Source organism: Alteraurantiacibacter palmitatis (genome assembly GCF_037154115.1).
GTDB lineage: Bacteria > Pseudomonadota > Alphaproteobacteria > Sphingomonadales > Sphingomonadaceae > Alteraurantiacibacter > Alteraurantiacibacter palmitatis.
On sequence record NZ_JBANRO010000008.1, the window covers coordinates 75,891 to 89,136 of the forward strand.

Annotated in this window: 13 protein-coding genes; 5 read left to right on the forward strand and 8 right to left on the reverse strand. The window is 65.6% G+C overall.

Going from position 1 to position 13,246, the window contains the following annotated elements:
- The first annotated feature begins 274 nt into the window (after positions 1 to 274).
- Genes WFP44_RS11075 through WFP44_RS11090 form a run of 4 tightly spaced genes read left to right on the forward strand, consistent with a single transcriptional unit; the run spans position 275 to position 3,232 of the window.
- Positions 275 to 994, forward strand: coding sequence for a CoA transferase subunit A (locus tag WFP44_RS11075; protein ID WP_336926622.1), 720 nt, complete (start codon positions 275 to 277; stop codon positions 992 to 994).
- Positions 991 to 1,860, forward strand: coding sequence for a hypothetical protein (locus WFP44_RS11080; protein WP_336926623.1), 870 nt, complete (start codon positions 991 to 993; stop codon positions 1,858 to 1,860). Before WFP44_RS11075 ends, WFP44_RS11080 begins: the two co-directional genes overlap by 4 nt.
- 15 nt (positions 1,861 to 1,875) lie before the next feature.
- Positions 1,876 to 2,535 (forward strand): CoA transferase subunit B, encoded by a 660-nt coding sequence (locus tag WFP44_RS11085; protein WP_336926624.1) that lies wholly within the window; start codon positions 1,876 to 1,878, stop codon positions 2,533 to 2,535.
- A gap of 13 nt (positions 2,536 to 2,548) precedes the next feature.
- Entirely contained in the window at positions 2,549 to 3,232 is a 684-nt protein-coding gene (locus WFP44_RS11090; RefSeq protein WP_336926625.1) for a glutathione S-transferase family protein, read from the forward strand.
- Here the strand turns inward: WFP44_RS11090 and WFP44_RS11095 are convergent.
- Positions 3,207 to 3,878, reverse strand: coding sequence for an eCIS core domain-containing protein (locus tag WFP44_RS11095; RefSeq protein WP_336926626.1), 672 nt, complete (start codon positions 3,876 to 3,878; stop codon positions 3,207 to 3,209). The genes WFP44_RS11090 and WFP44_RS11095 overlap by 26 nt on opposite strands.
- Positions 3,879 to 4,025: 147 nt before the next feature.
- Between WFP44_RS11095 and WFP44_RS11100 the strand changes: the two genes are divergently transcribed.
- Complete coding sequence (locus tag WFP44_RS11100; RefSeq protein WP_336926627.1) at positions 4,026 to 5,291, forward strand: spinster family MFS transporter; 1,266 nt, start codon at positions 4,026 to 4,028, stop codon at positions 5,289 to 5,291.
- A gap of 4 nt (positions 5,292 to 5,295) precedes the next feature.
- On the opposite strand, the gene WFP44_RS11105 is transcribed toward WFP44_RS11100, so the two are convergent.
- The 7 genes from WFP44_RS11105 to hisS form a co-directional block, all read right to left on the reverse strand.
- Positions 5,296 to 5,934 (reverse strand): hypothetical protein, encoded by a 639-nt coding sequence (locus tag WFP44_RS11105; protein ID WP_336926628.1) that lies wholly within the window; start codon positions 5,932 to 5,934, stop codon positions 5,296 to 5,298.
- A 35-nt stretch (positions 5,935 to 5,969) separates the two neighbouring features.
- Positions 5,970 to 7,175 (reverse strand): methionine adenosyltransferase, encoded by a 1,206-nt coding sequence (metK, locus tag WFP44_RS11110; protein ID WP_336926629.1) that lies wholly within the window; start codon positions 7,173 to 7,175, stop codon positions 5,970 to 5,972.
- Positions 7,176 to 7,221: 46 nt separating this feature from the next.
- Entirely contained in the window at positions 7,222 to 8,847 is a 1,626-nt protein-coding gene (lnt, locus tag WFP44_RS11115) for an apolipoprotein N-acyltransferase (protein ID WP_336926630.1), read from the reverse strand.
- Positions 8,848 to 8,899: 52 nt separating this feature from the next.
- On the reverse strand, positions 8,900 to 9,736 hold the full coding sequence (locus WFP44_RS11120) for a DUF4167 domain-containing protein (RefSeq protein WP_336926631.1): 837 nt from the start codon (positions 9,734 to 9,736) through the stop codon (positions 8,900 to 8,902).
- 233 nt (positions 9,737 to 9,969) lie between these two features.
- Positions 9,970 to 10,800 carry a peptide chain release factor N(5)-glutamine methyltransferase gene (prmC, locus tag WFP44_RS11125; protein ID WP_336926632.1) on the reverse strand — a complete coding sequence of 277 codons (831 nt, stop codon included), beginning with the start codon at positions 10,798 to 10,800 and terminating at the stop codon, positions 9,970 to 9,972.
- Positions 10,797 to 11,864, reverse strand: coding sequence for a peptide chain release factor 1 (gene prfA / locus WFP44_RS11130; protein WP_336926633.1), 1,068 nt, complete (start codon positions 11,862 to 11,864; stop codon positions 10,797 to 10,799). Before prfA ends, prmC begins: the two co-directional genes overlap by 4 nt.
- A 10-nt stretch (positions 11,865 to 11,874) precedes the next feature.
- Positions 11,875 to 13,146 (reverse strand): histidine--tRNA ligase, encoded by a 1,272-nt coding sequence (hisS, locus tag WFP44_RS11135; protein ID WP_336926634.1) that lies wholly within the window; start codon positions 13,144 to 13,146, stop codon positions 11,875 to 11,877.
- Positions 13,147 to 13,246: the final 100 nt, after the last annotated feature.

Genomic DNA, 13,246 nt, shown 5'->3' on the forward strand with positions numbered 1-13,246 from the left:
CGGTATGCCGTGAAACCATTCCTTTCGCAAGTGCGAAAAGCGCAACCAGTGTTCGATTTTGTGCAACATACGCAGTTTTGCGCAGTTTCCAAGGTTTTGCAGGGGCTTGGGTGCGGAAGGATGGCCCTTTATGGCGCCGACCGCAATTGTGCAATGCAGCATTGCTGGCGCAAGCGGGGTGACAAGGCGCGCGGGGCAGCCTATTCCTCGGTTCTGTCTGCGACCCCAGTTTGCGGGGCCATTCTGACGGATTTTCCGCGTAACGAGGTGTTCGATGAAGAAGCTTTTCCCCGATGCCGCCAGCGCGCTGGACGGGCTGTTGCACGATGGGATGCTGATCGCCAGCGGCGGCTTTGGCCTGTGCGGCCTGCCCGAACGGCTGCTCGACGCGATTCAGGCCAGCGGGGTGAAGAACCTGACCTTTGTCAGCAACAATGCCGGGATCGACAATGAAGGCATCGGCAAACTGCTGCGCACGCGGCAGGTCAGGAAGATGATCTCCTCCTATGTGGGCGAGAACAAGGAGTTCGAGCGGCAATTCCTGGCGGGCGAGCTGGAGGTCGAGTTCTGCCCGCAAGGCACGCTGGCCGAGCGGATGCGCGCGGGCGGCGCGGGGATCCCCGGCTTCTACACCAAGACAGGCGTCGGCACGGCCGTGGCCGAGGGCAAGGAAGTGAAAGTGTTCGATGGCCCGAACGGCCCGGAGGAATATATCCTCGAACGCGGGATCTTTGCGGATCTGGCCATCGTGAAGGCGTGGAAAGCGGACACCACCGGGAATCTGGTCTTCCGCAAGACCGCGCGCAATTTCAACCTCCCCGCCGCCACCTGCGGCAAGGTCTGCGTGGTGGAGGTGGAGGAAGTGGTGCCCGCGGGCAGCCTTGATCCCGACTGCATCCATTTGCCCGGCGTTTATGTCCAGCGCGTGATCGTGGGCGCGCCCTACGACAAGAAGATCGAATTCGTCACCACGCGTCCGCGCGAGACCGCATGATTACCGCCTCTGCCGCAACCGCCGCACGCTTTCTGGCCGTCCTGCTGGCGGGGGCGAGCCTGCAGGCCTGCGCCACCAATCCGCTGGCGGCGATCGACGGGCCCTATATCCCGCCCTCGCAACGCGAACGGGCCGTCCCGCCGCCCCCGCCTCTTGCCGTGCCAACTCCCGCGCCAAATCCCGCGCCTGTTCAGCAGGAGGTTGCCGCTCCTGTGCCTGCGCCGGCAGTGGCTGATGCGCCCACCCCGGCCCCTTCCGCAACCGATGCTGCACCGGCCCTGCCGATCGCGCCCGCATCGCCCTATGCGGCCTTTCACCGTTTTGTATTGGAACGGCTGGCCGCGCCTGCGGGCCGCCCTTCCATGCTGCTGGCCGATCCGCCCGCGCTCAGCCCCGAATTGCTGACCTGCAACGCTTTGCCGCCCGCCGTGCTGATCGACCTTGATCCGGCAGGCGGCCTGTTGCCGCTGGGCACTGGCGCGCGCACCGATTCCGCGCTGCCCGCCTTTCTGGGCGATCTGCGCCAGCGCGGCATTACCATCTACTGGATCAGCGGCCACGGCCCCGGCGAAGCGCGCGCGATCCGCAATGCGCTGGTCGAAACGCGGCTCGATCCGGCGGGTGAAGACCCGCTGATCGTCAACCGCTTTGCCCGCGAGAACAAGCAGAGCCGCCGCCGCGCGCTGGCCACCACCGATTGCCTGCTGGCGATCCTGGGCGACGAACGCGCCGATTTCGACGATCTGTATGAATATGTGCGCAGCCTGGAGGTCGCCGGCGAACTGGAAGTGCATATCGGCCGGGGCTGGTTTCTCGCGCCACCTCCGCTTTCTCCGGTCCCGCCATCCCCCACACCCCAGCCGTAAGGACGAGCAGACACTATGACCACGCATGATGGCCTGACCAAGGGCTGGAGCCGCGACCAGATGGCGCTGCGCGCCGCGCAGGAATTGCAGGACGGCTTCTATGTCAATCTCGGCATCGGCATCCCCACGCTAGTCGCCAACCATGTGCCCGCCGGCATGGAAGTGACGCTGCAAAGCGAGAACGGGATGCTGGGCATCGGCCCCTTCCCCTATCCGGACGAGGTGGACGCTGACCTCATCAATGCCGGCAAGCAGACGATCAGCGAATTGCCGCACAGCGCCTATTTCGACAGCGCGGCCAGCTTTGCCATGATCCGCGGCGGGCATATCGACCTGACCGTGCTGGGCGCGATGGAGGTATCCGAAGGCGGCGACATCGCCAACTGGATGATTCCCGGCAAAATGGTGAAAGGCATGGGCGGCGCGATGGATCTGGTCGCGGGCGTGAAGCGCATCATCGTGGTGATGGAACACGTCGCCAAGGACGGCAGCCCCAAATTCATTCCCCAATGCACCCTGCCGCTGACGGGCCGCAACGTGGTGGACATGATCATCACCGATCTGTGCGTGTTCAGCCGCCCCGATCATGCCAGCCCCTTCCGCCTGATCGAACTGGCCCCCGGCGTTACCGCCGAGGATGTGGCGGCGCGCACATCCGCGCATTACGTCAGCTGAGGCGGGCCAGCCGATGGCCTACACGCTGATCACGGCGAACCGGAATTATTCGAGCTGGAGCCTGCGCCCCTGGCTGTTGCTGCGCGCGCTGGGCATTCCCTTCACCGACCGGGTGGAGCCCTTCACCAAGCCGAGCAATTACGACGAATTCCGCGCCTTTTCGCCCACGGGGCAGGTGCCGGTGCTGCTGGATGGCGCGGCGACCGTGTGGGATTCGCTGGGCATCACGCTCTATATCGCGGATCGGCATGAGGGGGTTTGGCCGGGGGACGCCACCGCGCGCGCCTTTGCGCAATGCGCGGTTGCCGAAATGCATGGCGGCTTTTCGGCCTTGCGGGGCCAATGCACCATGAATGTGGGCGTCCGCGTGAAGATGGGGCCGCACGATGCCCCGCTCACGCGCGATGTGGCGCGGGTGCGCGAGATTTTCGAGCAAGGGCTGGAGCGATTCGGGGGCCCGTTTCTGGCCGGCGCACAGTTCACCGCGATCGATGCCTTCTTCGCCCCCGTCGCTTATCGCATCCGCACCTATGCGCTGGATGTGGGGCGCGGGCAGGCATGGGTCGACGACATCCTTGCCCACCCCGCGATGCAGCAATGGGAAGCCGAGGCGCTGGCCGAAAGCTGGCGCGAGGAAAGCCACGAAGCGGAACTGGCCGCAGCGGGGGCACTTATTGCGGATTACCGACAAGCCTGAGACCGCAGCGCGCATAGGCCTTGTCATCCAGCCGCGCGACAACCGCCTGTGCATGATCCTCGGCCTGGCGTTCAAACGCCAGAGCATTTGCCGCATAAGCGTGCGCAAATCCTTCAAGGCCCAGTTCCTGATATTGCAGGACATGGGTCAGCTCATGCGCCCACAATCGGCGCCCCTGCGCGGCTTGGGGCGAAGAGAATACGACGACGTCCTGAAGAACCACGGCCCCTTCCTGCAAATACCACCGCGTGAGAATATTTCCGAGCGTCAGGTCAGCGCCCGACGGCATCCATCGCACCTCGTCAAAATCGATCGACAGGAAATGCCGCTCCAAAAGGCATCGTATGCCATCGGGAACGGGAAATGTGGCAGCGGCAAGCGCACGGGAGCGCGAATGGCTGATTGATCGGGCCAGCAGCGGGCCGGCAAGCTGGCGCGATGCCTGATTCCCCGATTGGCGCAAACGCTCCTGCGCCTGCCGACCGATGGCGTGAATATCCGCGCGAAGCCGTGCATCGCGCATCAGCGTTCGCGGCGAGTAGCCGGCATAGGCAAATACGGCGAGAGCCGTTCCAACAAGGACAAGAAGCGCCACAAGCAGCCGGGTGAGCCGCCATGTGCGCCGGGGGCGTTTCTGTGTTGCCATAGGCGTTCATGCACCCGCGCATTTGTTGCCAAGGGTGCCCGATAGGCGCGCGATCAAATGGCCGCAACACGGCGTTTGATCACTTTATCTTTGCCTCTCCCTGCAGCTTGCGCTCTATTCCTTTGCTGGGAGAGGGAGAGATACCGCATGGACTGGCGCCGCAATTCGCCGTGGTTTGCGCTGATCGTGCTGGCGATGATCAGCACGGTGGGCTTTATCGACCGGATCGTGGTCAATGTGCTGGTCGAGCCGATCAAGACCGAGTTTAGCCTGACCGACCGGCAGGTGTCGCTGATGGGCGTGGCCTTTACCGTGCTCAATATCGGCGTGGGTCTGGTGGTGGCGCGCGCGGCGGAGCGGGTGCGGCGCTTGTCGCTCATCTCCATCGGCACGGTGTTGTGGTCTGCCGCGACCGCCTTATGCGGCTGGGCAGGAAGCTGGGTGCAATTGCTCGCCGCGCGCATGGGCGTGGGATTGGGGGAGGCGATTGGCCTGCCCAGCCTGCAATCGGTGATTTCGGACTATTTCCCGCCGCACAAGCGCGGCACTGCCATATCGGTGCTGATGCTGGCCCCGGCGCTTGGCGCACTGATCGGCTTCATGGGCGGCGGCTGGATTGCGCAGAACTGGGGCTGGCGCGAAACCTTCCTCATCGCTGCGGTTCCGGGCGTGGTGCTGGGGATCGTGGCGTGGTTCATGGTGGCCGAACCCCGGCGCGGTGCGCATGATGCAGTCACGAACAGCGATGCTGTGCCCCCGGTCAGCGCGGTGCTGGCGCGGCTGTTCGCCTTGCCTTCGGCCCGGCAATTGGTGATCGGGTCGGCGCTGGCGGCGATGATGGGCTTTGGCCTCAATTACTTCTTCACCTCGCTGATGATCCGGCAGTTCAATGTGGGATTGGCCGAGGCCGGCCTCTATTCGGGCCTGATCGCCAGCGCGCCGTCCGCGGTCTCGGTCATCATGCAAGGGATGCTGGGGGACAGGCTGGGCGCGAAGAACCCCGCCGCCTATGCGCTGGTGCCCGCCGTCTGCCTGCTGCTGGGCGGGCCGCTTTATGCGCTGGCGATCACGCGCGAGGATCTGGGCACGCTGCTGGTGCTTGTCGCCGCCGCCACCTTCCTCAATTTCGGCTATCTCGGCATCACCTTTGCCGCGCTGCAGAACCTGATGCACCCGCGGATGCGCGCCACCTGTTCGGCCGTTCTCAACGTGGTGTATGGCATTGCAAGCGCGGCGGGGCCGTTCCTGCTGGGCTGGCTGAGCGACCATATGGCGCTGACCCATGGGGCGGGACGCGGGCTGGTGCTGGCGATGGCGATAACAGGCGCGCTGTATTTCTGGGCGGGGCTGCATTACCTGCTGGCCGCGCGCCGCTACGGGGCCGACCTCGCATCCACGAGGTCGGCCGGGTAGTTCGTCAACGCAGCAGATGCGCAAAGCGGCGTTGGCAATTTTCCGCATGGATCACCGGATTGCCCGCCGCAAAGCCCGCAATTCCGCCACGAACGATGCTGGCTTCATATTCGGCTTGCGACAGGGATTGCGAATTGCCCGGATCATCCAGCCACGTCTCCAATGTCGCGGAAAGCTGCGCATAATCGTCCCGCGCCGGGGCCAGATGCGGCGCGCTCGCAAGCGCATCGCGCAGAAAGTCGGCAATGACGAGGCACGCCGCCCCCGCTTCGATTTCGCTTTCGGGCAAGGGCCGGTTGGCGCTGTCCGTCACGCCGAAACGATCGAGGCAATCATCGACCCTTGGGCGCCAGTTGCTGGCGAGCACCTGTTGCATATCCTCCGCGCTGCCCAGCCCCTGCAGCAGGGTTGACGGGTCGAAGGGAACTTGCTGCGCTGCGGCGATCAGGGCGAATTGCGACCATTCGCCAAAGACGTCCAGCGCCATCGGCTCTCCTTCGATGGCCGCCTGTTCACGGTACACGCGCATGACCGCGCTGCACATTCGGGCCGCAGCCATACGCTCCGCCGGAAGTTCCAGCGCGGGCGCATCGCAGGCGGCCAGCAGAAGCGGACTGAAAGGGGCAAGAAGCCGAACCTTCATGGCTCTTCCCCTCCCTTCCTGCCCTTGCCCAGCTGTCAACCCAAGGCCGCCTTGAGATCGGTCACCAGATCGGTCTTCTCCCATGGGAAGAAGTCGCCATCCGGCTTGCGGCCGAAATGGCCATAAGCGGCAGTCTTGCGGTAGATCGGCTTGTTCAGGCCCAGATGCGTGCGGATCGCGCGGGGGGTGAGGCCGCCCAGCTTGGCAATCCCCATGATTGCTGCCTCGATCGCGTCATCGCTCACCGTGCCGGTGCCATGCGTATCGACATAGAGCGACAGCGGCTTGGACACGCCGATGGCATAGGCGATCTGGATCGTGCAGCGCGTGGCAAGACCGGCGGCGACCACATTCTTGGCAAGGTAGCGGGTGATATAGGCCGCACTGCGGTCCACCTTTGTCGGGTCCTTGCCGCTGAAGGCGCCGCCGCCATGCGGGGCCGCGCCGCCATAGGTGTCAACGATGATCTTGCGGCCCGTCAGCCCCGCATCGCCATCCGGCCCGCCGATTTCAAAGCTGCCGGTCGGGTTGATGTGGTATTCGGTCTCGCGCAGAAGAACGGGCGGGATCACATCGGCCACGACCTGCTTCACATAAGCGTGCAGCTCGGCCTCCTTCTCGCCCTCGTCATAACCCGGCGCGTGCTGCGTGGAGACGACCACGGCGGTGGCGGCAACCGGCAGGCTGCCTTCGTAACGCAGCGTCACCTGGCTTTTGGCATCCGGCTCAAGGAAAGGCGCGGCGCCCGAATGGCGGTCTGCCGCCATCCGTTCGAGGATCTTGTGGCTGTAATACAGGGTGGCCGGCATCAGATCGGGCGTTTCGTCGGTGGCATAGCCGAACATGATGCCCTGATCGCCCGCGCCTTCATCCTTGTTCGCCCCGGCATCGACGCCTTGCGCAATATGCGCGGACTGGCCGTGCAGGCGGTTGATGAATTCAAACTTCTCCCAATGGAAGCCGTCCTGCGCGTAGCCGATGTCCTTCACCGTCTGACGCACAACCCGCTCGATTTCCTCCTTGGCGCCGTCGGCCCACTGGCCGTTCTCATACACGCCCTTGCAGCGGATTTCGCCGGCCAGCACCACCAGCTGCGTGGTGCAGAGCGTTTCGCAAGCAATGCGCGCTTCGGCATCCTTGGACAGGAACAGGTCGACAATGGCGTCCGAAATCTGGTCGGACACCTTGTCGGGATGGCCTTCGGAAACGCTTTCGGACGTAAAGAGGTAGGACTGGCGCATAAGGTTCGGTTGCCCCTCAAGGATCACGGTGAATTGCGTAGCGGGTCTAACGGCGGCTTTTGCGCGATGCAACAAATGCCAGCATCAGGAACAGGCCCGCCCACGCCAGCGCCAGCAGATTGCCCAGCCGCGCAAACAGGGTGGGCGGCGCGGGAGGCGGCACACGCGCATCGATCCGGTCCATGCGGCCCGTCGGGATCATGTGGCGCACCACGCCGCGCGCATCGATAATTCCCGAAATGCCGCTGGTGGTGGAACGCAGCACCGGCAACCCCTCCTCCACCGCGCGCATCCGCGCCTGCGCAAAATGCTGCGGCGGGCCAGCCGCGCCGAACCAGCCATCATTCGACCCGGTGTAGAGATAATCGGCGCGGGCCGACCGGTCGGTCACTTGCCCGGAAAAGATGATCTCGTAACACACCTGGATCGCCGCATCGCCAAAGACGCCAAGGTTCAGCGTCCGCGGGCCGGGGCCGGGCAGGAAATCGATCGAACCGGGCACCAGCCGGCTGAAGCCCAGCGGCTCCAGCAGCCAGCGCAGCGGCAGATATTCGCCATATGGCACCAGATGCGCCTTGGAATAGATGGCGGCGATTTGCCCGGCATCATCCACCGCCATGACCGAATTGTATGCGCCCGCCAGCCGGCCCTGTTCGTCGAAGGCAAGCCGTTGCCCGCCCGTTACCAGCAGGCTGCCCGGCCCGATCGCACGGGCGAGCAAGGCGCGGGCATAGGCGGGGCTGCCCAGAGTGGTCAGCCGGTCGTAATAGCGTTGCGGATAGCCGTCCTCGATATAGTCGGCCATGCCCGATTCGGGCCACAGCACCAGCCGCGGATCGTCCGGCGCGCCCGTGCGCGCAGTGCGCCCCGACAATTGCAGCAGCCGCAGCAGATTGGCATCGTAGAAGCGCGGATCATTGACCTGCGGCTGCGGAATGCCCGGCTGCACCAGCGTAACCGCCAGCCTGCCCTCTTCCGCCTTCCCGGCAGGCCAGTACATCCCTGCCACCAGCAGCGCGCCTGCCAGGCCTGCCGCGATCCAGCGCCGCGCCCGCAATACGTTGACAAGCCCGGCGGCAAGCAGCACTGCCAGACCCGACAGCGCATAGGTGCCCATCCATGGTGCGAGAGCGGCAAGGCCGGGCCGGTCCATGGGACCGAGCAGAACCATCGCAAACGGGTTCCACGAATAGCCGGTGAACACCCAGCTTCTCAGCCACTCGGCCACGATCCAGCACCCTGCCAGCGCAAGCGCAGCAACTGCCCCGCCGCGCGGCCCCGCAATGCGCTGCGCCGCGCCCGCCGCGAGCGCGGGGTAAATGGCAAGATAGGCCGCCAGAAGCGGCACTGCCGCCCAGCCCAGCACGGCGGGCATATTGGCCTGATACGTGAAAGCCGTGGCGATCCAGCTGTTGCCGAATGTGAAATGGCCAAGGCCCAGCAGCCAGCCCCACCATGCCGCCTGCCGCACGTCACGCGCCTGCTGCAACAGGCCCGCAAAAGCACCCATCGCAAGCAGGGCAATCGGCCATAATCCCAGCGGCTGGAAGCCGGTGGCAGCCAGCACGCCCAGCCCCAGCGCAGCGGCAGCCGGATAGCGCATCAGCAGGTCGTGCAACCGGCCCGGCAGTTGCGCGAAAGCCGATCGGGAAGGGGACAAAGGCACCGTCATCCGCTCCGCTTGGCGGGAAGCAAAAGGCGGCGCAAGAGGGGAGTGCGGCCCGTCAGCCGACAGCCGCCAGCTCCTCCTCGTCGCCCGAGCGGGCGCGCGGCATCCTCAGGCGGCGGCGCGGCTTGGCCTCGCCATCGTCCTCGGCTTCCGCAGCGGCCGGAATTGCCGGCGCTTCTTCGGCTTCCGGTTCGGCAGCGCCGCGCCCGATGGCCGGTGGCAGAAGGCCCGGATCAATGGCGGAACCGCCGCTGGCATCCTCGCCCTCATCGCCATCCTTGCGGCGGCGCGGCTTGCGGCGCGGCTTGGCGAGGAAGGGGTTGTCGCCATCGTCGGCGTCACCTTCGGCGCCGGGGCGCAATGCCAAGGGAGTATCGCTGCCTTCGTCCGAACGCGCCTTTGCGCGCGGTGCGTGCGCCTCGCCATCTTCGCGGGCGGCGGGCGCTTCGCCCTCGCCATCCTGGCGGCGCGGGCGATTCTGTCGGGGCTGCCGGTCATCGCGGGGCCGGTCATCGCGCGAGTTGTCGCGGCCGCCTTCGCGGTTGCTGCCCTGCGAATCCTCGCGGCCGAAATCGCGCTCGTCATCGAAATCGTCGGTCTCAAAGCCGCTCTGCTCGTTCTCGCGACGCGGGGGCCGGCCGTCATCCTTTTGCGCGCGCCCATCCGCGATCACGCGGAAGTAATGGTCGGCAAATTGCAGGTAATATTCGGTCTGCACCCGGTCATCGTTGAGCGACGCCTCATGCGCCAGCTTGCGGTATTTTTCCAGCATCTGCGGGGCGTTGCCGCGTGCGCGGCTGTCGATCCGGTTGCCCTGATTGCCGCCATTGCCGCCACCACGATTGCTGCCGCGGCCACGCCGGCGATTGTTGTTATTGCGTTGGTTGTTCAAAGGAAATCCGCTTCCTCATTGGGACCGGGAATGGCATTTGCACCGGTCGCATGACCCCTTGTCACAGCGCAACCCTTGCAGCTGTGGCTTTTCCGATTTGCGCAGGCAAATGACGTTGGCGCGCCGCTTACAGAGCAAATTCAGGAGTTAGACCGCTGGCGCTGGCGATGTGCCCCGCGCCGCTGGCCTTCTGCTGAGGTAGCCACTCGGCAAGGGTTTGCCAAGTGCAAATGTCACGATTGCGCCAGGACGAGTGCGCGGGGGCGTCCGGCAAGATCGGGACGGCATTGCACGGCGAAGCCCGCGGCGGCGGCAATCGCGGTGACGGCATCGGCCTGCGTCGCGCCGATTTCGAGCACCGCCACGCCGCCGGAATTGAGAAGTGCAGGCAGTTGCGGGATGAGCACGCGGTAATCGTCCAGCCCCTCCGGCCCGGCAAACAGCGCGGCTGCGGGTTCGTGGTGGCGCACGCTGGGATCGAGCGGGGCAGCTTCCTCGACATAGGGCGGGTTGGCGATGATGAGATCGAACCGGCCAAGATCGGCCGCCCAGCTACCTTGCGTCCAGTCACGCCGCAGCAGCCGAACGCGATCCGCCATCCCCAGCGCATCGGCATTGGCCTGCGCCACGTGCAGCGCATCGGCGGAGGCATCCACGCCCACACCCCGTGCATCCGGCAGATGGGCCAGCAGCGCCAGCAGCAGCGCGCCCGAGCCGGTGCCGCAATCAAGCAGCGATGCCGCAGCCGGGGCCGCAGCCAGCGCCGCCTCCACCACGCATTCGCTGTCCCCGCGCGGGATGAGAACGCGCGCATCGACTGCCAGCGTCAGGCCGAAGAAATCCTGCGTGCCCGTGATATAGGCCACCGGCTCGTGCCCTGCGCGGCGATCGACCAGCGCGGCAAAGGCGGCAGGGGCGGCATCGCCCGTGTGCCGCAGCAGCAGGTCCGAACGCGAAACGCCCAGCGCGTGCGCCATCAGCACTTCGGCATCAAGGCGGGCGGTGTCGCTGGTTGCCGCAAGCCGCGTTGCGGCGGCACGCAAAGCCTCGGCAATCGTGGTCACGCGCCCATTGCGGCAAGGCGCTTGGCCTCGTCCTCCGCCGTCAGCGCGTCGATCAATTCGCCCAGGCCTTCGCCCGCCAGCACTTCGGGCAATTTGTGCAGCGTCAGGCCGATACGGTGATCGGTCACGCGGCCTTGCGGGAAGTTGTAGGTGCGGATGCGTTCGGAACGGTCGCCGCTGCCGACCATGGCGCGGCGGGCGGCGGCTTCCTCGCCCTGCGCTTCGTCGCGCATCTTTTCATACAGGCGCGCGCGCAGCACCTGCATCGCCTTGGCGCGGTTCTTGTGCTGGCTGCGTTCGTCCTGGCAGATCACCACCAGCCCGCTGGGCAGGTGGGTGATGCGCACGGCGGAATCGGTCGTGTTGACGTGCTGCCCGCCTGCCCCTGATGCGCGGTAAATGTCTATTTTCAGATCATTATCCTGGATCTGCACATCAACCTCAGTAGGCTCGGGCAGCACTGCCACGGTTGCAGCAGAGGTATGGATGCGCCCGCCGCTTTCGGTCACCGGCACGCGCTGCACGCGGTGGACGCCGCTTTCGAACTTGAGCTTGCGGAACACGTTCGGCCCGGTGATGTTGGCGACGATTTCCTTGAAGCCGCCCACTTCGGATGCGTTCATGCTCACCGGCTCCACCCGCCAACCTTCGCTCGCGGCAAAGCGTTCATACATGCGGTACAGATCGCCTGCGAACAGCGCCGCTTCGTCCCCGCCAGTCCCTGCGCGGATTTCCAGCATGGCGCTGCGGCTGTCGGCCTCGTCACGCGGCAACATGGCAATGGCGAGCGCGTGTTCGGCATCGGGCAAGCGGCGCTTGAGGTCGGCCAGCTCCTCCTCGGCCATCGCCTTCATTTCCGGGTCGGCCAGCAGGGCGGTGAGGCCCGCAATCTCCTCGCGCATCGCCTGCACACCCGCTGCCGCCTTGGCTACCGGCTCCAGCTCGGCATAGTCGCGGCTGGCCTGCACAAACGCCTCCCCCTCCAGCGTGCCGCTGGCCATGCGCGCCTCCAGCTCCGCAAAGCGGTGCGTTATCTGGGCCAGGCGTTCGGTGGGGATGATCATCGGGCGAAGTTCACCGGCGGCCCAACTTCGCCAGCAGGCCATAGGCGTGATCCACCAAGTCGCCCAGCGGAACCTCGTGCTGCTGCCCGCCGACAAGATCCTTGAGATTGGCGACACCCTTTATCAGTTCATCTTCGCCCAGAATTACGGCAACAGCAGCGCCGGCATTGTTGGCACGGGTCATCCGCTTCTTCATATTGCCGCGGTAATCCATATCGGCAACGATGCCGTGGCGGCGCAGTTCGGCAAGCACACCTTCGCCGCGCGCGGCTGCCGCATCGCCCAGCGGAACGACTGCGACATCCAGCTTGGCCTCACCCCGCTCCCCCACCAGCATCGCCAGCCGTTCGATCCCCGCTGCCCAGCCCACCGCAGGCGTGGGCGCGCCGCCAAGCGATTCCATCAGCCCGTCATAGCGCCCGCCGCCCAGCACGGTGCCTTGCGCGCCGAGGCGATCGGTCACGAATTCAAACGCGGTGTGGCGGTAGTAATCGAGGCCGCGCACCAGCGCCGGGTTGCGCGTCCATGCAACACCTGCCGCGTCCAGCCCGGATGTGACCGCGCCGAAGAAATCCTGCGCCTGTGCCGAAAGAAACTGGTCGATCATCGGCGCATCCGCCACGAACGCCTTGTCGCGCGGGTCCTTGGAATCGAGGATGCGCAGCGGGTTCTTGTCCAGCCGTTCCTGCGAATCTTCAGAGAGTTCCCCGCGCACGCCCGCAAAATGCTCGATCAGCGCCGCGCGCCAGGCTTCGCGGCTCATCCCATCGCCCAGCGTGTTGAGGGTGAGCGTCACGCCGTCTGCCACGCCCAGCTCTTTCAAGAGCTGATCCGCCATCGCCAGCAATTCGACATCGGCCTGCGGTTCGGCCGCGCCGATCACTTCGGCGTCGATCTGGTGGAACTGGCGGTACCGGCCCTTTTGCGGGCGTTCATAGCGGAACAGCGGGCCGTGCGTCGCCACTTTCAGCGGCGCATATTGCTGCCAGCCTTCGGTAAGGTAGGCACGCGCAATTCCGGCGGTGAATTCAGGCCGCAGGGTCAGCGATTCCCCGCCGCGGTCATCAAAGGAATACATCTCCTTCGACACCACATCGGTCGTCTCGCCCAGCGAACGCGCAAAAACTTCGGTCCGTTCGAACACGGGCATTTCCACCCGGCGAAAGCGGTAGAGTTTGCGCACGCGCTCGAACGTCTCCACCACGAAGGCGAAAGCTTCGGCATCGGCCCCGAAAATGTCCTGCGTGCCGCGCACCGGGCGCGGCGTTTCCTGCTTGCTCATGGGGTGCGCGTTTAGGGCCGACGCACACATTCCGCAACGCAGGGATTGCCGCCGGACGGCTCAGGCCGAGGCGAAAATGGTGCATTTCGAGAACCGGCGC